Below are 21,418 nucleotides of genomic sequence, written 5' to 3'. Positions count from 1 at the left end.
ACGGTGTCCTCTTCAATCGAGGCCACTTTAGGAAAGGGAGAATTGCATGTCGCACCCATTTGAAGTAACCGAAGATGCCGATCCGCATGTCAAGAACATCAACGAACATCTGCGGACCACGGACCAGCTTCTGGTCAAGATGGAGAACGAAGTCCAGGAGATGGTCAACCTGAACTGGCACGGCAACCAGGCGCAGATGTTCCACAACCGGATGGTTGAGCACCTCGACCACATGCGCCAGATCCAGGCGCAAACCGACCGCCTTGCCACCAGCTCCATGGAATACATTCAGGCCCACCGCAATATCGACGCCTAGGAAGTCAGGTAACAGCTCATGTCATACGGGATCAAGTACAACTTCGAGGCGAACTACAACACCCTCGACGCCATCCGAAGCATCACCGCCGACGCGGAGCAGATGCGGACCGAGATCGACGGTCTGTTCAACACCCTGACGTCGGGCCCCTACACGGGACACGCTCCCGAGGAGATCAATGGGCTTCGCCTCAAGTTCTCCCAGGAGATGGACGAGATCATTCAGGATCTGCACGCCACGCAGATCCGGGCGGTCGACCAGAACCAGCTGGTGCAGGACCTCGACAACAGCCAGGCCGCCAACATCCTGGGCTGATGTTGCCCGCGAACCCGGGCTCACCGTTGGTGGGTCCGGGTTTCGCTGTCTTGACCACCGCGAGGTTGGCTTGGGAGTGCCGGCGGTTCACTACTCGCGCGGGGCGCGCAATCGCCCGAAGTTCTCCGCGACGGACCCGGCCAGCTCCAGGTATGCCTGCCTCGTCGCGGGATTCAATCGGCCGAAGTCGACATCCGCGCCCTCGGCAAGGTGCGGGTCGAAGGGGATCAAATGGATGGAACGGCAACGTGATTGGAAATGCTCGTACACCTTGTCCAGCTTGAGCGCGGCGGAACCCGGACGAGAGGCACTGAGCACCACGTGCGCTTCCCGGACTAGCCCGGAATGTCCATGCTGCACCAGCCAATCCAACGTGGCCGAGGCGCTGCGTGCGGCGTCGATGGCCGGCGAGCTTACCAGCACGATGGAGTGCGCGAGGTCGAGTATCGCCGACATCGCCGAATGCATGATGCCGGTGCCGCAATCGGTCAGGATGATGTTGTAGAAGTGGCGCAGAATGTCGACGGTGCGCCGGTAGTCTTCGGCTCCGAAAACCTCGGACACCGCCGGATCCTGTTCGCTGGCAAGCACTTCCAGGCGGCTGGTGGCCATCAAGGTGTGATTGCGCACGTCGGCGTAGCGGTGGATGTTCGGGTCGGACAACAGGTCACGCACGGTTGAGGGCGTCGACGCGTCACCCACCCGCTCCCCCAGCGTCCCCCGGTCCGGGTTGGCATCGACGGCGATCACCCGGTCATGGCGCACGGTCGCCAACGCCGAACCCAAACCGAATGTGGTGGTGGTCTTTCCGACCCCACCCTTGATCGAAAGCACCGCGATACGGAAGTCCCCGACGATCGGCTGCCGGATCTCGGCGAGCAGATGTTCCTGCCGGCGTTCTTTGCGGGACGCTCCGGGGTTGACATGACCTGACGTCGCCTTGTGCACGGCCCGGCGCCAACCCGACGGCGGCGCAAACCGACCGGGATCGGTGATCTCGGCTTCATCGATCGACGGGGGTACACGCAGCGGCTGGTACGGCGGGGCCACGGGCGGCGGTGCCGGTCGTGGCGGCGGCGGCTGAACCGGAGCCGGCGCGGAGGCGGCGGGTCGCGCCTTCGGCGCGAGACGCCGACCCGGCGGCGGTCCAGGCCACCACGGCGGCGGTGGAAACGGGCCAGGCGGCGGCGGTAACGGCCAGGGCGGTAGTCCAGCGGGGGGTAGCGGCGGGCGCAATTGCGGCCTGGGTGGCGGCAGATCGCTTTGCGGAGCGGGTGTTTCGCGATACTCGGGGGCAGGTGGCGGTGATTCTTGTGGCGGGTCAACCACCACTTCTTCGATCTCCGCGGACATGATCGGACTCGGCATCTGCCACGGCGGGGGCGCCGGACGACGGACCGGCGCGACCTTCGTTTCGTCCTCCGCTTCGGCAGGGCCGTCCGGAACATCAGACGCCGCAGGCTCCTCGGCCGTTACAACGGTGGCGGCCTCGGCGCGTTCGTCGTCGCCTACCGCCTGGGCTGACTCCGCGAGATCAGCTACGGCGTCCGACGAAGGATCGACCGGCTCGTCCACCGCGCTGACGAAATCGGAGGACAGCCAGTTCGGTGCCTCAGCGTCCGGTTCGTCGAAAGCCTCCGAGTCCTCGACCGATATCGATTCGATCTCCGTCGGTTCCGGTGGCGCCGAAACTTGTGCTCTCTTGGCGGCCATCTGCTCGAGCAGGGCCGCGGCGCGGGCCTCGATCTCATCGAGTTCACCGGCCCCGGATGGTTGCTCCGACACGGCTGTAGACGATTCCGCCGCGGCCACAACGGGCTTCGGCTGCACCACCGACTCAGTCTCATCAACCGCCGGTGGGGCTGTCGGCGGCGGTTCCGCCGGAACCTCAAGACCCCAATCCTGCGTCGTCGAAGTCGCCGACGGTTCGGGCTCAGCCACAAAAGATTCCGACTCCCCGGCCGGCTCAGCCTCGACGGGCGGTGGCGTTGCAATCGACGACGGTTCCGATGGAGCCTCAAAGCTCCAATCCCGCGCAGTGGAAACCTCTACAGGCTTCGACTCGACCGTCGGCTCACTATCGTCCACCGGCGACTGTTCAGCCCACTCTGCCGAAAAAGATTCGGCCGCTGGCGAAGTCGGCGACAAAGCTGATGGCAGCTCAAAGCTCCAATCCCGCGCGGTCGAAACCTCCACGGGCTCGGACTCGGACACGGGCTCCGACTCGGCGGCAGACTGCGATTGGTCAACCGGCGGCGGAATCCATTCCGGCGAAGCGGACTCGGGCGCTAGTGAAGTCGACAGCGCCTCGTAACTCCAGTCCAGCTCCGGCTCCTCGACCGGCGGTACCACCCACTCGGGGGACAGCGGGTCCGGCGCCGCGTGAGCCGCTGGTTGGGGCTCGGGTTCGTCAATCGGTGGCCCAATCGACTCGATCGAGGTCGACGGTTCCGGGGGAGTTTCGACGTCCGACGCGATAGGCGCGGGTTCCGCCGGAAATTCTTCGGGCTCCCCCGGCGCCTGGGGCTCCGCCGCCACCCGCGGCGGCTCCGCTACCGGAGGCAGGCCAACGCGCGGCGGCGGGAAGGGGGGCTGGGTTGCCCGCGGCCCGGGCGCCGGGTGCGGACCGGCATCGAGTTGCTGCAGCCGCCTGATCCGGTCGAAAGGCACCGCGACCCGTCTCGGTCGACCCTCCTCGGGAGCGTCGGACTGGGGCGGTGACTGCTGCGACGCTGGGGCCACAACGGTCGCGTCCTCGTCTTTTTGTGGCCCGTGGCCGTTGGCGGCCCGGTCGGGCGCGTCGGCTTCACCGATCTCCGGATCGGTGTCCGCCTGCTTGCCGCGCCCAAGATGGACACGGCGCCGCTTTTTCTCACCCGGCAACCAGGGCGGACGTGCCATCGACCCGCGTTCCTCCTCGGCAGGCGTCTGCTTCGGCGGCTGTTTGGCCAATGTCGTCCCCCCTCTCATCACCGTGGGTTACCTTGTCCAATCCTACGTAGCGCCACATCCTTAATCCGCAGATCGCGGCTCCTTTGCGGACGGCCGCGCGCGGCGGCGGCTTCTGGCCGCAGCGACCGCCCCAGCTACCCCGGCCGCCATTACGCACAGCGATGTCACTCCCAGGACGATGACGCGGGCCCGCTGACTGCCCGGATCGAGAACCGGCCGCCCGGCGATGGGTTTTGCCGCGTCTGGGTTGGGCACCTGGTTGGCCGGCGGAAGGCGATAGGTCAACGCCGCGATCGGGTCCACCACGCCGTACCCGGTGGCTTCGTTGGGACCCGCACCGGGCGTGTGGGCGGTCCGTTTTATCAGGTCAATCACCTGCGCGGCATTCAGCTCGGGGAAGCGGGACCTGAGAAGCGCCACCACCCCGGACACGAACGGCGCCGCGAAGCTGGTCCCGTTGATCGGTGCCAGACCTTGCTGGCTCATCACGGCATTGACCAGGCCGGGCCCGGCAGAATCCAGCGAGACGATCCGTTCGCCCGGGGCGGCGACGCCCACCCACGGTCCGCGCAGGCTGAAGTCGGCCGGCTCACCAGACGTCGTCAATGCGCCTACCGTCAGCACGTAGTTGTCGAACCAGGCCGGGCTGGCGACGGTCCGCACCGAGTCCCACCCGCTCGTCAACGGCATGTTCGGGTCGGGCATGGCGTTCTGCGTTTTGCACAAGCCCTGGCTGTTGAAGTTGCCTGCCGCGGCCACGACCACCACGTTGTTCTCAAAGGCGTAGCGAACCGCCCGGCCCAGCGCAACGTCGTCGAGGCCCGCCCCGACCGGGCTGCACGCCACCTCGGACAGGTTGATCACGGTCGCGCCCAGGCTGACCGCGCGGGTGATGGCGTAGGCCAGGGTCAACGTGTTCCCGTAGCCCGGCGAGGTGGCATTCGGGTCGTTGGTCTGCCCCGACCCGCCCTCCTTGACGCCATAGACGGTGCTGTTCTGCCGAATCGACAGGATGGTCGCCTCGGGGGCCACGCCCGAGAAACCGTCCGCGGGACTGGCCGCGCCGGCGATGAGCCCCGCCACCAGAGTTCCGTGCGCGTCGCAGTCCTGCAGGCCGTCGGTATTCGACACGTAATCCCCGCCGCCCTCAAGCGACGGCAACCTTGGATGCCGGTTCACCCCGGTATCGATCACTGCGACCTTTTGTCCGGCCCCGCGCGAGAATCGCCACGCGTCGGAGAAGTTGAGCATGGCTTCGGCACTGGGCTGCAGGGTGAAATCGGTACCCGGGAGCACGCCGGTGGGCACACCGCAGATCGCCTTGAGATCCGTCGGTTCGACCGGACCCAGCGGGCCGTTCGGTGGCGGTCCCGGTTCCACCACCGGCGGGCGGATCGCCCAGGCTGGTGCCGGGTTCAGCGCCGCCAGCAACATTGCCGCGACCAGCGCCCCGGTTCGCCGCCACAACCGCATCAGATTCCCAATCGCTGGTAGACGCCCACCACCCACAGCGCTAACGGGATCAGCGAGCCGACGGCCACGTAGTCCAGGTAGGACAACAGCGTCCCCCACCGACGCCTTGGCGCGTCATCGGAGGACCCGCTCAGCCCGGCGAGCGCCGCGCAAACCGCAACGACCAACAGGACGCCGAGCGCCACCACCGGCATCAGCCCCGGGCCCTGTTGCGCCGCCAAACAGACAACCATCAGGACGGCGACAGATGGGACCGCCACCGCGCCACGCTCGAACCAGGTGTCAACGTTTCGGCTACGCAGCGCCAAGACGGCCGCGCACGCCAGGGCAAACGCGAAGACCGGCCAACCGAGCACGGCACGGCTGTGCGAAAGCAGGGTCACGTAAACCGTTACGGCGGCGGCCAATCCGAACAGCAGCGCCGCGCGAGTGATCGCCGCGCGTTTCGCTTTGGTCCAAACCTCTTCCGCCGTCGGCATCGCAGTGCCCGAATCCGCGTCCCGCTTCTTGCTCGACGCACCGGGCTCGAAGGGATTCTCGAAATCCCACTCCTCCCGGTTGTTTTCGACGACGACGGTCGGTGTCTCGAACCGGCCCAGCCGGGCCGTCAGACGCGGCACCAGCAGGCAGGCAAGTAGGGACCCAACCGCCGCGACGACGAACACGATGTCAGCACGCACCCGCAGCGCCCGGGCCAGCATCGCGACGCCGACCAGGCCGAACAGCACGACACCGGCCAGGTAGGCCCAGCGTCCCGCGCCGACCACCCGACCGTAGACCGCGCACGATGTCAACACGGTCACGCACGCGGCGGCCAGTCCGTAGTGGCCGTATGGGCCCAGGACCGCCAAAGCGACTCCAGCCGTGAGTGGAATCGCTGCCCAGCCAAGTGCAGCGGCGACGTCGTCGAGCCCGTACGAGCGGTGTGCCATGGCAGCCCCGCCGACGAGCGCCAGCACCACCGCGCCGGCCAACCCGACAATCACATAGTGGTTGGCCGCACCCACCCGACCGACCACGCAGTAGACCAGGGCAAGCGCGATCAGGTGAACCCCTGCGAACGCCATCCAGCGAGCCGAAACCGCATCCCAGGCGGCGTACGCGGCCTTGTTCAACCGCCCGACGGCGTCCACCACGTCGTCGTACAACGTGGGCGGTGACAACGCCCGCTGCGACGTCAACCGCAGCAGTTCACCGTTGGCCACCCCCGCTTCACGCAGTGTCCGATCGGGCGGCAACACCGTGTCGTCGGTGAACCGGCTGAGCACCCAAAATGTCCGCCGCTCATCCTTGGCGGCCGTCTCACCGCCCCGCTCGTTGTTCCGGGACCGCACCAACCGCGCCAGGTCCGGGACGAAACTCGACACCGGAACATCTAGCGGCAGTGCGATATCCAACTGGGTGCGCCCGCCGAAGACTGACACCTGGATCTGCTCGGGCGCCGCCGAGATGACGCGGACACGACGCAGTTCGTTGACCCCGGTCACAGATCTGCCATCCTCGACAGCTGGATCACTCCACTCTTGGCGGTCCGGGACACCAGCATGCCACGGCCCGGCGGCATCTCCGTAGCCTTGTAACCGAACAGTGCCCCTTCGTCTTTCGTCCCGCTCATCACCAGGCCGTTGCACGAGAGGTCCTTGAGCCGTCCGATGAACTGATCCATCATGGCCCGGCCCGCGCCGCCGATGCGACGCGTGACGATCACCCGCAGTCCCACATCGCGCGCCTGGGGCAGGAATTCGACCAGCGGGCTCAGCGGGCTGCTCATCGACCCCCCCGCGATCAGATCGTAGTCGTCGATCATCACGTAGATGTCCGGCCCGGACCACCACGACCGGTCCTTCAGCTGCTGCTGGGTGACGTCACTGGGTGGCAGTCGATCCCGCAGGGTCGCGGCGAGCGCCGTCATCAACTCCGCACAGGACTGCGAGGCGGTGGCATATCCACCCAGATAGTCGTTGGCCACCACGCCCAGCATGGAGCGGCGATAGTCGACCAGGACGATCTTGCATTCCTCGGGTGTGGCGTTCTCCATCAACCCGGCCGCGATGTTCCGCAACAAGCCGGTCTTGCCGCACTCGCCGTCACCGAACGCCACCAGATGCGGCTGCGCCTCGAAATCCAATACGACAGGCACCAATTCGGCCTCGTTGATGCCGATGGCCACCCGCGACCTGTTCAGCATTCCGGCGTTGCGGGCCACCCGGACCACCGCATTGCGATCCACATTGTGCGGCAACATCCGGACCCGCGGGGCCTGCCGGTTTCCGTAGCGCGCGCGCACCGAGTTGACCGCGGCCGCAACACCTTCCGGCAGGTCGTCGACCGTCGAACTGGAATCCAGGCGCGGCAGCGCGATCAGGATGTGCAGCCGCTCATGGCTGATCCCGCGACCGGGACGACCGACCGGTACCAGTTCGTTGTACTTGCGCCCCACGTCGCTGTCCAGCGCGTCACCCAGCTTCAGCTCGATGCGCGTGCCCAGCATGTCCTTGACGGCGGCGCGAATCTCCATCCAGCGCGACGCCGAGATCACCAGGTGCACACCGTACGAAAGACCCTGAATCGCCAACGAATTCAACGAAGGCTCGAGCATCTCGAAGTCACTTCTGATCGACGCCCAGCCGTCAATCACCAGGAACAGGTCACCGAACTTGTCCTGGCTCAACGGATCCTTGGCAGCCACCTCGGGGGGCAGGGTGGCCAGTTGCGCTTTGCGTGCCCGGAAGTCGCGCATCGATTCGATGCCCAGGTCGCGGAAGCGCACCTCGCGGGACCGCAGCACTCCCGACACTTCCGCCACCGTCCGGCGGATCGCGTCGGCATCCATCCGGCCGGCCACCCCGCCCACATGCGGCAGATTGGCCAGGCTGGCCAGCGTGCCGCCACCGAAGTCCAGGCAGAAGAACTGCACCTGTTCGGGAGTGTGAGTGGCGGCCGCGGACATGATCAGCGTGCGCAGCGCGGTGGACTTGCCCGACTGGGGGCCGCCGACCACCGCGACATTGCCCTGCGCCGCCGACAGGTCCACGATGAGGACGTCGCGACGCTGGTCGTAGGGGCGGTCCACCACACCCATCGGCATCCACAGCCGGCCGTCGAGATTGGACGGTGCCGACCAGTTCACATCCGGCAGTAGCTGATTGACGGCGGGGCTCTCGTCCAGCGGCGGCAACCACACCTCGTGGGCCGGCCGGCCGTGCCCCCGAAGCCGCGACACCACCACATCGAGCAACGTCGTCTTGGTCGGTGTGGGCGGCACCCCTTCGGCGGACTCGGCGGCTCGGTCCACCGCGGTAGCGACGGGAACGGCGTCCTTCTTCACCGGGGTGGCCGTGAACAGCTTCGGTGCCAGTGCGCCCGGCTGCCTGCGGCCGCTTTGCGCGGTCCGGCGCGGCCGGACATACTCCCCGGAGACGTAGCAGGTGTTGAACCGAATCGGCTCGCCCGCATCGCATTTCAAGAATGCCGAACCGGGGACGCTGGGCAGGTGGTACGCATCGGGCACGCCCAGCACGCTGCGCGACTCACCGGCCGAGAAGGTCTTGAGCCCGATCCGGTAGGACAGGTGCGAATCCAGACCCCGCAGCTTGCCCTCTTCCAGCCGCTGCGACGCCAGCAGCAGATGCACGTGCAGCGACCTGCCCAGCCGACCGATCATCACGAACAACTCCGCGAAATCGGGCTTCTGCGAGAGCAGTTCGGAGAACTCGTCGACGATGATGAACAACGCCGGCAGCGGGGACAGATCGGCGCCGTTGGCCCGGGCACGTTCGTACTCGTTGACGTTGGGGAAGTTGCCCGCTGATCGAAGCAGCTCCTGGCGCCGGTTCAGCTCCCCGGCCAGCGCGTCACGCATCCGGTCGACCAGGATCAGCTCGTCTTCCAGGTTGGTGATGATCGCCGCGATATGCGGCACCCCTTCGAGTCCGAGGAATGTTGCGCCACCTTTGAAGTCGACCAGCACCATGTTAAGCACGTCGGGCGAGTGCGAGGTGACCATCGACAGCACCAGTGTGCGCAGGAATTCCGACTTCCCCGACCCGGTGGCGCCGATGCACAATCCGTGCGGGCCCATGCCCGCTTCGGCGGATTCCTTGATGTCCAGCTCAAGCGGCTGCCCGTTGGGCGTGTACCCGATCGGCACCCGCAGCCGTTCCCGCGGTGAGCGTTTCCGCCACACCTGTTCGGGAACGATCTCAGCGGCGTCGGGAATCTTCAACAGGGTCATCAAACCTGGGTCGGTGGCACGGGAGTCGGCTTCCAGGCTGACGATGTGCGCGGCGCTCGCCAAGCGGTAACGACCGATACGACGGGCCGTCGCCTCGGCTTCGGCGACCGTGATGGTGTCCGGCGTCGCGAACCGCTCGACGCCGACCGCGGTGCGCGCGCCGACATGCTCACCATCCGCATCACCCTCGACCACCAGCTGCAACCCGCGCCGGTTTGCCGCCGACTCAGACCCGTTCAGGTCCAGCAGCGTCACGCTGTCCAACCCCGCATCGGTCACCAGGCGTTCCGTCCCGGTGACGTAGCCGTCGTCGAGCACCACCACGAGCTGTTTGAGGCCCTTGGCCGGTTCGGCGTTGCGGCTGAACCGGCCCCGCTCCGCCAGGTCCGCGGCCAGCGACTGCTCCAGCAACTCCAACCCTGGAAACAGCAGGCGCAGCGAACCCATGCCGTCGCGGACCGTGGCGTGCTGGGCGTGTGGCAACCACTTCACCCAGCTCCAGTTCTCCCCGTCCGGGTTGGCGGTGACCACGGCGACCTGTACATGATCCGGTCCGTGGAAGGCACACAGCTCGAGGACCATGGACCGGACCAGCTGGCGGGCCAGCTTTCGGTCGCCCTCAAAGGTGATCGCGGGGAATGCCCGCAGCGACACCGCCGTGGGCAGCGCGTGCACCACGGAATGCGTCTTGACGAACCGCCGTAGCGCCACCGTCGACACCGGTTCGAGGTCCTCGGGCGGGCCCGTCTCCGGCGCCAGCAGGCGGGTGGCCAGCCGGTGGGTGCCGATGCCGACCCGCACATGGCAGAAGTCGTTGTCGGTGGGCCGGCGTTCCCACATGCGACGGGTGCCGACCACGTCGGCCAGGGCCCGCGGGTCCGGGTGGCTCCATTCCAGCGCCGTGCGCTGCCCTGCACCGGTCAGGTCGGCGTCGTCGCGCAGGTTGGCCAGATAGCTGAAGTAGTCCTTGCGTTCCTCGTTGAGTTCGGCTGCCGCCTTGCCGGAGCGGGCCCCGCCGCCCATGAACATGCCCGCCATCGACATGACCATCATCATCGGGAAGATCAGGAACATGGGGTTCTTCATCAGATCCCGGCCGCCGACGGTGACCATCAGCGCGATCATCCCGATCACGGCAACGATCATCACGAACGGCAGCAGCCTCATCAGCAGGTTGCCCGGGATCACCCGGGGCACCTCGGGCGGCGGCTGCAGGTTGACCTCACCGCCCGGCATGCGCGGCGGCGACACCCGCAGTCGGCGCACAAAACCCTGCGTACTCAACCGGTCATCCCCCGAACTCCAAACAGGCGACTAATTGGGCCTGAATGCCTGGGTAATGTCACCAGCGAATGACACAAACCTGCAGGAGGCCGATAGCGATGACTCTACCGCCGTCGCTGTCTGAATTAGACGCCGAATCCGAGGCCGAGCCGACGCTCAGCCGGGTCACGCTGGCGGTGGGTGACCTGCGGCTCGACGTCGGCCTTCCGGCTAACACCAGCATTGCCACGTTCATCGACGACGTCATCGACATCGCCAACGAGCAAATCGCCACGCACCCGGGGCACGAGGAAGTAGCCTTCGACACCACCGAGGGAAAGTGGACCCTGGCGCGGCTGGGCGATGAGCCGATCGATCCCAGCCGCTCGCTCAGCGAAGCCAATGTCTACGACGGCGACCTGCTGGCCATCCGCGCGATCGACCAACCGCTACGCCCGATGCTGTTCGACGACATTGAGGACGCGGACGAGAACCCGGCTCCCACTTGGCTTTCCCGCGATCCGCGGCTGTTCACCTGCTTCGGGGTGGCGCTGGCCGCGGCCCTGGCCGTCGCATTCCTGCTGCCGCGCAGGACAACCCAGATCTATGTGCCCGCAACAGCACTGGGCACCGGGATCCTCGCCGTCATCGCGGCGTGCGTGATCGCTCATCGTTCGACAGGGGCTCGTCGTTCGGAGTGGTTGGCGGCAGCGGCCATTCCGCTGCTGTTCAGCGGCGCCCTCTACGTGGTGCCGGACGCGTTCGGCGCCAAGTCGCTGCCCATGGCGTTCGCACTGGCCGGGCTGGCGTCGCTGTTGATCCTGCTGGTCACCGGCCGCGGCAGGGCGCTGCACACCGCGGTGATCTCGCTCGCCGTGATCGGCGGCGCGGCCGCCGTTGTCGACCTGCTGTGGAATCCGCCGCCACGCGCGATCGGCGCGGTCCTGGCGACCGTCTCGGTGATCGTGGTCTACCTGTCGCCCCGAGTGACGATCCTGCTGGCTAAGCTGCCGGTACCGAGGGTGCCGACAGCGGGCGAACCACTCGACGACATCGAAACGCAAGGCGGAACCACCGTTGAGGGCGTCAACGCGGTGGGCAAGCAGGTGATCCCCACCGAAGAAGGCATGACGGTCCGGGTTCGCCGGGCCAGCCAGTATCTGACCGGCATCCTGACCGCGGCCGCCGTCACCGCAACGGCCGGCTGCTATCTCGCGGTCGACGTCAGTGGCCGGTTCTATTGGCAAGGCACAGTTTTCGCGGCCGCGGTGGCCACGGTGCTGTGCCTGCGCGGCCGCAGCCATCACGACCTGGTGCAGTCCGCCACCCTGGTCGCCGGCGGACTCTCGATTGCGCTGCTGTCGATCCTGAAAATGGCGGTCGGCCTGAACGATTGGGAGTTCCCCGCGGTGCTGGCCCTTGTCGTGCTGATGGTGCTGGTGATCACCTGCGGGATCATTGCCCCGCGGCTGGAGTTCTCGCCGGTGATGCGCCGGCAGGTCGAGATCCTGGAATACCTCGCCATCGTGCTGATCTTCCCGCTGTGCTGCTGGATTATCCGGCTGTACGCGATGTTTCGCGAGCTCCGGATCTGACGCATCAGGACCTGGGCTGTTCGACCTTCGACCCGCGCGGATCGGCGGCCATGCCGTCATGGGCGACCAGCGCCGCCTCCTGGGACAGCTCCGGTCCCGCCGGCAACAGCGAGACGACCGGCCAAGGTGCCAGCTGCGGAACCTCCGCGTCACCGCGGGGCTCGCGGACACCGGTCACACCCAACGCGGCCGCGGTGGGCAGATCTTTGATGTGGTAACGGATTCCGGCGTCCGAGACATAGAACAGCTGCCCCATCGCCCTGCTGTCCGACTCGGCTCCGGTGGCCTGCACGTACTCGCCGGTGCCCGGCTTGAGGTAAACCGAATCGACGCCGGGACCGTTGCCGTCACCGGTCGCCAGCGCGACCGGTTGCGCTCCGGCCGGAATCGGCAAGCGGTGCCCGACCAGCAACCGGACCGTTGCCTGAGCGGCGGTGTTCGCGCGTTCCCAGGCCATGCACACCACGCGGTCCGGTTCGGGATTGACGATCTGGGGCGACACCCTCGGGTAGTGGTCGATCGGCAGCGTGTGCACGATCGGGACCCGGCTGACCAGTGACGGCGAGACCTCGCGCGCGCCGGATGCGACGTCGTTCGGGTTGCTGTAGCGAATGATGTCCGCGGCGGCCGACGAGACCGGCTGCAGCCCGGTCGGCAGCACCACGTATTGCTGCTCGCCGCGCGAGTCGACGGTCTTCACGATCGATCCCACCGGATACGCCGAGAAGACCGGGTTGGTGGCCCCGGCGGCGTCGATGCTCACCGAGCGGATCGGTGGCACCAGTGCAAACGCGTTGAGTAGTGCGGTCGAGATCGGGCGGGTCTGCGCGTCCTGCAGGTGCAAGGCGTTGATGACTGCCGAGTCCCGGGGGTCGATCAGCGCGCGCACGCCGTCGAAGACCAGATAGACGGCGTCGCCGGATCGGACCAGTAGCATCTGTACGTCCGAGGCTGCGCGGATGTCTTCGCCGAGCGTTAGGCCACCCGCGACGACGGTCGTCTGCACGCTGGCGGTCCCGACGCTGCGGGCCACATCCGGTGTCTGCACGTCGTCACACACCGTCCACCTCGAAGCGCGCATGTCAGCGCCGCCGCGAATGCTGTTGGGAGCGCCGATGATTCCGACCATCGCGCCGCGGGGCAGCTGGTTGAGCCACTTGTCGCTGACCGACTTCGGCGCATCGGGTTTCCCAGTGATCAACCGCGCCGACGCCAAATTCAGCACCGGATGCAGCCGGTCACCGATGCGCACGTAGAGACCGCCGTTGGAGGTACTGAGCAGAATCTGCGCGTCACCGATGTTCGGCGAGGGCTTGAAGAACGCGAGCACACCGGCCGCACCGGTGATCAGGACGGCGACCACCAGGCCGACGAGCAGCGAGCGCATCTGACCACGCATGGGGTCGTGGATCATCCGCGAGTCGGCGCGGATCAGCGCGTGCTCGAGCCGACGGATCAGGAACCGATAGCCGTTGACTTGCGCGCGAGTTGTCACTTGCGCGGGCATGAATCACCCCCATCAGCGCCGGTGAAGCACCGCGCCTGGGTAGCGTATAACAGCGCCACCAGACAAAGGCGCGGTAATTCCTGCGCCCGCGTGAATAGGATTCGAGTGTGCCGCGTCGTACCGCGACGCCCCCGACCAGGGGCGCGTCATCGGAGCCGAACCAGCTGCGGTCGACGATCGAGATCGGCGCGCAGCGACTGCTGCCGCTCGCGGACCTGCTGGTGTTGCAACTGCTGGTGACCGCGGGCGCGGTGGCCGCGCCCATTCTGGGATTCCGCGGCTGGCAGGGCGGCATTGTCGGGCTCGCGATCGCGTGCGTGTTGGTGGTCCGCTTCCGCGGCACGACGCTGCCGCGATTGATCGGGCTGCGGACCGGCTTCTGGTGGCAGCGTCGGAGACGGGCCCGCAAGATCATTCCGGCCGAGCCGTTCGACGTGCCGATGGCTGACGGCAATCTGATCGGATTTCGTTGGGACGGTGGCACGTTGATGTCGCTGCTGAAGATTGAAGAAAATCCGCAAGCCATGACGGTCATGGAGCCGGGCATGACGGTGTCCGGCGAGACCGTGCCGGTGCAGGCCCTGGTCGACTGCCTGCAGCAGTTCGACATCACCCTGGATTCGATCGACATTCTGTCCCAGGGCGCGCGCTCGCAAGGGCACAGCCAGGTGGCGGCGGTGTACGACGCGGTACTGGGTCCGCTGCCCGCAATCGCGCAGCGCAATGTGTGGATTGCCATCCGATTCGACCCGTCCAGGTGCGCGGAAGCGGTGCGCCGCCGCGGCGGTGGGCGCAACGGGATTCTGCGGGCGGCCACGACCGCAACGCGCCGGGTGGCCAACCGGTTGACCGAGGGCGGCCTGCGCACCCGAGTGCTGACGGCCAGCGAAATCGGCCAGGCCACAAACCAATTGACCGACGGGGTGGATCTGAGCACCGTTGAGGAGACGTGGCGCACCTGCCGTGAGGGCCGGTTCCGGCTGCGCAGCTTCGCCATCAAACCGCGCATGCTCACGACTGCGGGCCTCGGTCTGCTGTGGACCATTCCCAGCTACTCCACCACCATGTCTCTGTCATTGCGCCGCGACCGTCCCCGCGGGCCCATTCAGGTTCGTGGGTTGGCCCGGTTCGACACCCACGGTCGGGCCCGGATCCAGCTGCGCGGCCTCATCCACCTACGGGGCTTGCAGTACTCGGCGCTGGCCGCGAGCCTGCCGGTGCCGGCCCCGCCGCGTCGGGTGGACAAGTGGGCCTATTCGAGCGGAACCACCTACGCGGACAGGGACTTTGAACAGCTGGAGGTGCCGGCCTCGGGCTGCGGCCAGGTGGTCGGTGCCGACGACCACGGTCGCGCGGTCGCGCTGAGCTTGTTCGGCCCCCAGATCCGGCGGGTGGAGATCGCTGGGACGTTGCACCTCGCGCAGCAGGTGGTGTTGCGTTCGCTGGCGTTGGGCGCGCATGTGCTGGTGCACAGCCGGCGCCCGGCGAAATGGCGCACCATGGTGGACGAGGTGGACGACCACGACCTGCTGTGGGTCGCCGACTTCAACCGGGGGTCCATGCAGGCCGGAGCGGACCGCAACTACTCGGTCGAGATGTTCGACGGAGTGCCCGAGCAAGCGGTGCGCGTCGGGGTGACCACCATAGTGGTGCTGCCGCCGCGGTCGGCAGTCACCGCAAACGCCGACGTCGCGCTGGAATCACTCGACGTCGACACCGACACCGTCAAGGTCAGCACTCGAACCGGGTCGTCGGTGATCACGATGGTCGCCACCGACGAGGAGATGCGCTACCTGAAAGCGTCCTTCGCTGACTCGGACTAGGGATTCGGACCAGAGCCCGACATTAGAAGCGCACAACATAGGAGTGATGATGGCCTACCCGTCCGGTTTCGAGGGCTACTACCCGGCGGATCAGACCGGCGCGCACAACGGCTACTCGGCGTGGACTCCCGGCGATGCCAAACCTGCGCACCGCCACCTGACCCTGGCGGTCGTGTTGTTGGGGCTAGGTGCTTACCTGGTCAGCTTCGGACCGATGTTCAATACCGGCGGGATCGACTGGGACGTTCGCTTCGCGGTCCTCGCGGGGCTGCTGGCCGCCTTCGGGCTGCTCCCCCGGCAAACGGCCGCTCCCAAAATCGTTGCGGTGCTCGCCGCGATCGGATTCCTGGACGCCTTGTCGCGAGGAATTGTGGTGCCCGACGGCATCGAGCCCGGGTGGGCGCTATGGGTGCTGATCGTGCTCAACGCATTGCAGACCGCCGCGGCGGTCGGCGCCGCGCTGACCCAGCCGAGCGCCACCGACGAACAGCAAGCCTGGTACGCGGCGTACGCCGAGCAATATGCGCAGGCAGCGGCCCAGTATTACGGGCAGTACACCGCATCGGAACAGGCCGACACCGGGTACGGCGGCGCTACCGCGCAGGCCCAGCAGCCGGCGCAGACCAGACCCGCAGCGGCGCCTCAAGAGGCCAGTTACGCCGAATTCGTCGGCGGGCAGTCCCCCGCGCCGGCCGACCCGGTACCCGGGCAACAGAGCGCCCAGCTTCCGACCGGCCTACCGCAGGTGGGGCAGCACGGTGCGCCCGCCGCGCAGCCCACCGACACCGGCCATCCGCCGCAGCACACGTCGGCGCCGCACTGACCGGGCCGCCGGCTCAACCAATGGAGAGCTGCGCGATCAGCGTGTTGATCGTCGCGGCGACATCGTCGGGAATCGGACGCTCTGCCTCCGCATCGGCCAGCAACGACGCGGGCAACCCCGCCGCGGCCGCGGCTTCCTCCAGGCTCAGCTCCGCGCGATGCCCGCGCGCCGTACAGCCGCTGACCCAGCGTGGCCGTGCGGCGATCGGGCGGCGCGTGCCATCACCTCGTTGTACGCGCGACGCACACTGCTCAGGGCCAGCACGATCGACGGCGTGCCTTTGGCATTGCGCGCCGCACTGGCCGCCACATTTTCGAGTTTGCGGAGGTCGGCCAGGATGCTGGTGACCCGCGGCGTGAAATTGGGATCGGACGGCTCTCCCAGCAAGCTCATGGCCGCGCTGATGCTGTGCATGGCGAGCTCTACCGCTTCGGCCATCAGTGGGGCTCGGACGGTGTCGGTGAGCGACTCGGTGGTCTCGTCGCCGGCCGGCGCCGCCGCGACACCAGGAGCTGCCGGGGTTCCGCTGCGGATTCGGGCGATCGTGCCGGGAGGCCACTGCAGCGCCTCCTCGAGCTTGGCGAGCGTCGCCCGGCGCGGCCAGCTACGCCCCTTCTCGAATGCGATCAGCGTGCCGGCATTGATGATCTTGTCCTTGGCCAGGCCGCGCTGAGTGATCTGAAGCTCGTTGCGCCGGTTGGCAACCGCCCGCCCAGCGCGTGCCACGCCAGGGTCCAACTCGGCGTCCCACCATTGATCTTCGTCGGATTCGGGTAGGTCGATGACGCTGGTGACGTCGCCGGATGTATCCCGCGGCACGGCCGGCGTCCCAGCCGGCGTCAAAGAGACCTCGATGCCTTCCGGATCGCCGAGATGAAGAGTGGTGGGCCCGGTGATCAGCACCGAGCTCCGACGCACGCCGTCGAGGTACATGCCGTTCGTGCTGGTGTCGATCGCCTGCCAGGCGTCGTGCCCGGGTTCGAGGCGCACATGTGCCCGGGAGATGCGCTCGTCCGCCAGTCGCACGGCGGCCGAGCTGTCCCGGCCGATGACGGCAACGCCGCCGTGCGGGTCCAGGGTGTGGACCTTGTCGCCGAGTCGCACCGCCATCGCGGGTACCGAGGGCGTCTCAGGTGTCACTGCGTCACTCCCCCGCGCTCAGACCCCCGGATGTCGAGCATCTCCGCTACAGCCTTCCTCGAACCGCGGTTATTGATGCTACATCTTTGTTGGTTCATAACCGCGCACCCCAGGTCACGGATTCGCAGCACTATGCGCCTGACGATCACTCGATACTTGCTACCGGTCTTCTGACCTGGGAGTTTGAGGATGGCCCCACTCCACCGTTCGAGCATTTCCGTAGCTGCTACGTTTTACTTGTTGCATCCGCTGCGGATCTTTGGTTAAAGTCGTCGCATCGGAGGCGCGTCGGCGCCCGAAGTGGAGGGGAAGGCGATGACTGCCACTGCTGCGCAGCTGTTCACACGGCTGGATGAGTACGTTCCGGTGTGTGCCGCCGACCCCGAACGGTGGACGACCAGCGAACCCGACGACGAAGCCAAAGCGCTGTGCCAGGCGTGCCCCCGACGCTGGCTGTGCGCACGCGAAGCATGCCAGGACCCCAACGTCGAAGGGCTGTGGGCCGGCGTCGTGATTCCCGAGTCCGGGCGCCCGCGAGAATTCGCGATACGGCGACTGCGCGCGCTGGCGGAACGCGGCGGGTATCACGTACCGCCGCGCCGGCGGGGCCGACCGCCCAAGGTGATGCCTTGACGGTTCACGGGATGGGGGCCGAACCGATCTGGCACACCAGCAGGTCGCCGTGGCGCACCTGCAGGGTGAACATGGACGCCCCGCCGTCCGCGCGGAAGACGTCCACTGTCCACACCGGTCCGTTACGGGTGAATCTCGCGACGGCATCCACTGGCAAAGGGCGTATCAACCCGTCGCCTTTGATCTCGTCGATCTCGGCGGCCAGGACTCCCTCATGAGGCTCCGGGCACGACAGGGCTTCCACGTTCGCCAGCCGCCGCGCATTTCGTTCGCGCATCCACACCCGCACGGTGTTCGTGGCGACGGCATAGGCCTGCTCATCCGACATCGCCTCACTGGCCGCCATTGGCCGCAGGGTGGCACCGCCATGGTCTTCACCGCGGTCGCGGCCCGCGATCGCGACGAGCAGCACCGACACGGATGCCAGGGCCGCAAAACCCCACGCGCCCAACCGAATCCACCCACGGGCGGGCCTGACGGAATTGCCGGCCACGATCACACCAGCGGCGGCGAGTCGGCGTCACACACCTTCAGCTCGCCGCCCTCCTGCACCAGCGTGTACTCATCGGAGAAGTAGCCGCCGTGTTGTTGCGCCTCCTGCACCAAACGCGTCTGACGTTCGGTGATCGGGTGCACCCGCAGCATGAAGCGGCCCCACACCCGCTCCCCTTCGTCGCGAAATCCGACGACCGCCTCGACGTGGATGATCCCCTGGACGGTGCTGTTCTGCTCGACGCCTTCGATCTCGTCCGCGACGTTCTTGCCGGGGCTCGCGCAGGCCAGCGCCCGTAATGTCGCACCATCGCCGTGGTTCTCCGCGTCATACCAGCGTTTGAGCACCTCGAAGGCCTGTTGCTGGCGAGGCGACGGGTCCGGCGCGGCCAACATGGCCGCTCGTGGCGGCGGGGGCGCCGATCGCCACCCGACGGCGAACACCACCACCGCGGCCGCCGAACACAGCGCCGTGAGGGCCGCCAGTACCCGCACCGGCCACCGCCGCGGCCCATCGGAAAGTTTTGCCGCATCGGTACGCTCCGACAATCGGCCGTCGGAGTGGCAGTCGATCACCAGCGTGTGCCACGGTGTTCCGCCCGCGGCGCCCTGCGCGCGGTAATCGTTGAGCTTGTCGATTACCTCATCGGGCACGTCCAACCGCGCCGGCGCCGACGCGGGCGATGTCACCGTCGCGACGACCGGCACCGCGGCCGACGGGTCGAACTCGACTCGAAGATGCGTCCAGCCCACCGGAGCCCGGCTCAAGAGCGTCGTCACGGCGTCCTCGACCAAGCGCCGACCACCCGAACCCACCCGGCAAGACTAGCCAGGGGGGCGCAGCCAGATCATCGTGTTGCGGTCGCGGTCGCGTTGCAGCAGGCCGGTGCCGACCTTCCAGATCGCGACGTGCGCGTCGTCGGGGGTCTGCCACATCGTCTGGCAGGTCGTCATGTTGACCGCCGCATAACGTTCGCCGAGCATGCCGATGCCGCTGACGATGGTGGTGCCGTCGGAGGCGACGTAGGTTCCGTCGGGGAAGGTTCCGTGCAGGTCCAAACCGCTGCAGGTGGCGCCGGCCTGGCCGGTCAGCAGGTCGAACTGTTGCCAGCGACGTTCGCTGGGCTCGCCCAGCCCGACGTAGATTTTGGAGCCGATGGTGCGGACGTCGGTGACCGGTTTCGGCGCCGCGAACTGCGTCACCGGAGCGCCGGCCGCCGTGTAGACCGCGATGTTGCCGTCCACCGACACCGCCGGCATGGGCGGATTGTCCAGGAAGGTGACCACCGACCGTCCCATCGGCCGCTGCGCCGCCAACCGCCCCCTGGTGTCGTAGAACAGAACGCCGGTCTCGCCGGTCTGGGAGTTCCGGTAGGCGTAGGCGAAGCCCTCGTTGTAGACGACCGCGCGATGCAGCGTCAGGCCGGCCGGAGCCGTCGGCGTCCGGTCCGCTCCGTCGGTCACCGAGAAAACCCGGTTCGGATCGCCGCCGGTTGACACCGCCAACGTCGGCGCGGGGATGTCGTTGGCCACCCGATAGTCCATCGGCGTGAAGAATCCGTCGCCCGGGACCGACCAAGTGCGCTCGCCGTGCGATCCGACGCCGAAGACGCCCTGGCCCTCCACCGCCGCAATCAGCCAGGTCTGACCGAAGTGAGTGCCCGCCGGATGCGCCTCGGGGCGGCCCGGAAAGGCGGCGAAACCCACGTCGGTGGGACCGGTGGAACTCAGCGACCCGTGGGCCAGGTCTAGCACCCACGCCGTCAGCCGCGCGCCGGTTTTCAGGCACACCGCCACTCCCGGCCCGTTACCGAAACACTCCGCGTCGTAGCTGTACCCAGGCAGGGACACCGGGTCGAACAGGCGCACGCCGGTCCTGGTGTCGACCCCGTAGACCCACGCCTGCTGCGGCCGGCACGAGGTTGTACAGAAGTTGTCGACGAATTGGGACAGGAAGTAGGCCTTTTCGCCATTGGTGGCGAACAGCTCACCCAGCGGCGCATAGTCGGGCAGACCCACATCGGTCGGGCGGACCTGCCAGCCCGCCACCGGTTGCCGATCCAGCGGGAACCCCACCAACAAGTCCTTCGGGGTACCGATCGGCGGCTGCCACGGTTGCCCGGCGTCGCGCCCGTGGTGCCTGCCGCCCAGCAAGCCCGTCCGCCACCCCGCTACACCGCCGGCCAAAAGCACCACCGTCAGCAGTACCGCCCCAATCCACCACCACCGACGTCGAGGCGGTGTGGATTGCTGGGGCTCGACCCATCGATACCCGCCCTGGGGAGCCCCTCCACCACCCGCTACCACGCACACCCCCACATCCGGTCGATGCAACACGGCCAGGCTAGTCAGCCGACCAGCCCAGGCTGCCCGACCGCGGGCAATTATCCGTGCGCAATACCCAAAACCGTGTCTTAGGCTGAACGGAACGGGTCGTCGCGACCGGGTGGTTTGGGTCGCGGATGTGCGCTCGGGGGAGGAACGACATGAGCACAGACGATCGCACCCTTGCGGATCTGACTGCGCAGATGAACGGCTGGAAGTCGGGCACGGGCACCGAACTGTTGCTGGAAGACACGCACGCGGCGGCATTCCTGGACCGCGTTCAAGCGGCCAAAGCCGATTTGCAGCAACAACTCACCGGAGCCAATGGTCTGCAAGCCTGGCTATCGGGCGCGGACGTCGGCACCTACGTCTCGGCGACGACCACGCGGCAACACCTCGAGGAAGACATCGCCGAATTCATCGAGGCGGTCAGCAACTACATCCACTACCTCGACGCTCTTACGCAAACCGCCGCTGCCGCCTGTCAAAGCATCCGCAATGCCGACCAGCCTCATTCCTGAGCTGCC

The 21,418-nt window shown here is 67.4% G+C and carries 15 protein-coding genes and 1 pseudogene; 7 read left to right on the top strand and 9 right to left on the bottom strand.

Features of this window, described 5'->3' with window-relative positions:
* Positions 1-46: 46 nt before the first annotated feature.
* Complete coding sequence (locus tag BN972_RS12485; protein WP_036358176.1) at positions 47-316, top strand: hypothetical protein; 270 nt, start codon at positions 47-49, stop codon at positions 314-316.
* 18 nt (positions 317-334) lie between these two features.
* Complete coding sequence (locus BN972_RS12480) at positions 335-631, top strand: hypothetical protein (protein WP_036358172.1); 297 nt, start codon at positions 335-337, stop codon at positions 629-631.
* Between the two features lie 90 nt (positions 632-721).
* Here BN972_RS12480 and BN972_RS30825 read toward each other — a convergent pair.
* From BN972_RS30825 to BN972_RS12460, 4 genes and pseudogenes are all read right to left on the bottom strand, one after another.
* A pseudogene (locus BN972_RS30825) lies at positions 722-2,134 on the bottom strand (nucleotide-binding protein); the annotation flags it as partial.
* 1,509 nt (positions 2,135-3,643) lie between these two features.
* Positions 3,644-5,056, bottom strand: coding sequence for a type VII secretion-associated serine protease mycosin (gene mycP / locus BN972_RS12470; protein ID WP_036358167.1), 1,413 nt, complete (start codon positions 5,054-5,056; stop codon positions 3,644-3,646).
* On the bottom strand, positions 5,056-6,543 hold the full coding sequence (eccD, locus tag BN972_RS12465; protein WP_036358163.1) for a type VII secretion integral membrane protein EccD: 1,488 nt from the start codon (positions 6,541-6,543) through the stop codon (positions 5,056-5,058). Before eccD (BN972_RS12465) ends, mycP begins: the two co-directional genes overlap by 1 nt.
* A complete protein-coding gene (locus BN972_RS12460; protein ID WP_036358160.1) occupies positions 6,540-10,574 on the bottom strand; it encodes a type VII secretion protein EccC in 4,035 nt (1,344 codons plus the stop codon). Before BN972_RS12460 ends, eccD (BN972_RS12465) begins: the two co-directional genes overlap by 4 nt.
* Before the next feature lie 98 nt (positions 10,575-10,672).
* Here BN972_RS12460 and eccD (BN972_RS12455) point away from each other — a divergent pair, with 98 nt between their 5' ends.
* Entirely contained in the window at positions 10,673-12,148 is a 1,476-nt protein-coding gene (gene eccD / locus BN972_RS12455; RefSeq protein WP_036358157.1) for a type VII secretion integral membrane protein EccD, read from the top strand.
* Positions 12,149-12,152: 4 nt separating this feature from the next.
* Here the strand turns inward: eccD (BN972_RS12455) and eccB are convergent, their stop codons facing one another.
* Positions 12,153-13,655 (bottom strand): type VII secretion protein EccB, encoded by a 1,503-nt coding sequence (gene eccB / locus BN972_RS12450; RefSeq protein WP_036358154.1) that lies wholly within the window; start codon positions 13,653-13,655, stop codon positions 12,153-12,155.
* Positions 13,656-13,762: 107 nt separating this feature from the next.
* Between eccB and eccE the strand changes: the two genes are divergently transcribed.
* Positions 13,763-15,478, top strand: coding sequence for a type VII secretion protein EccE (gene eccE, locus BN972_RS12445; protein WP_235192441.1), 1,716 nt, complete (start codon positions 13,763-13,765; stop codon positions 15,476-15,478).
* Between the two features lie 49 nt (positions 15,479-15,527).
* Positions 15,528-16,301 (top strand): DUF5336 domain-containing protein, encoded by a 774-nt coding sequence (locus BN972_RS27720; protein WP_142277124.1) that lies wholly within the window; start codon positions 15,528-15,530, stop codon positions 16,299-16,301.
* A gap of 144 nt (positions 16,302-16,445) precedes the next feature.
* Here the strand turns inward: BN972_RS27720 and BN972_RS30355 are convergent, their stop codons facing one another.
* Positions 16,446-17,441, bottom strand: a complete 996-nt coding sequence (locus tag BN972_RS30355; protein ID WP_235192440.1) for an FHA domain-containing protein — start codon at positions 17,439-17,441, stop codon at positions 16,446-16,448.
* 315 nt (positions 17,442-17,756) lie between these two features.
* On the opposite strand from BN972_RS30355, the gene BN972_RS12430 reads away from it, so the two are divergent.
* Positions 17,757-18,074 carry a WhiB family transcriptional regulator gene (locus tag BN972_RS12430; protein ID WP_051545408.1) on the top strand — a complete coding sequence of 106 codons (318 nt, stop codon included), beginning with the start codon at positions 17,757-17,759 and terminating at the stop codon, positions 18,072-18,074.
* Between the two features lie 4 nt (positions 18,075-18,078).
* Here BN972_RS12430 and BN972_RS12425 read toward each other — a convergent pair whose 3' ends face one another.
* Genes BN972_RS12425 through BN972_RS12415 form a run of 3 tightly spaced genes read right to left on the bottom strand, consistent with a single transcriptional unit; the run spans position 18,079 to position 20,900 of the window.
* Positions 18,079-18,567 carry a hypothetical protein gene (locus BN972_RS12425; protein WP_142277122.1) on the bottom strand — a complete coding sequence of 163 codons (489 nt, stop codon included), beginning with the start codon at positions 18,565-18,567 and terminating at the stop codon, positions 18,079-18,081.
* A 2-nt stretch (positions 18,568-18,569) separates the two neighbouring features.
* The gene (locus BN972_RS12420) at positions 18,570-19,382 is read right to left on the bottom strand and encodes a death domain-containing protein (RefSeq protein WP_051545406.1); all 813 of its coding nucleotides are present in this window, start codon (positions 19,380-19,382) and stop codon (positions 18,570-18,572) included.
* A 9-nt stretch (positions 19,383-19,391) separates the two neighbouring features.
* On the bottom strand, positions 19,392-20,900 hold the full coding sequence (locus BN972_RS12415) for an SET domain-containing protein (RefSeq protein ID WP_142277121.1): 1,509 nt from the start codon (positions 20,898-20,900) through the stop codon (positions 19,392-19,394).
* A gap of 152 nt (positions 20,901-21,052) precedes the next feature.
* Between BN972_RS12415 and BN972_RS12410 the strand changes: the two genes are divergently transcribed.
* Positions 21,053-21,412, top strand: a complete 360-nt coding sequence (locus tag BN972_RS12410; protein WP_036358142.1) for a hypothetical protein — start codon at positions 21,053-21,055, stop codon at positions 21,410-21,412.
* Positions 21,413-21,418 lie beyond the last annotated feature (6 nt).

Origin of the sequence: Mycobacterium asiaticum DSM 44297 (genome assembly GCF_000613245.1) — a bacterium.
Taxonomy (GTDB): Bacteria; Actinomycetota; Actinomycetes; order Mycobacteriales; family Mycobacteriaceae; genus Mycobacterium; species Mycobacterium asiaticum.
This window is presented reverse-complemented; position numbering and strand designations above follow the sequence as displayed.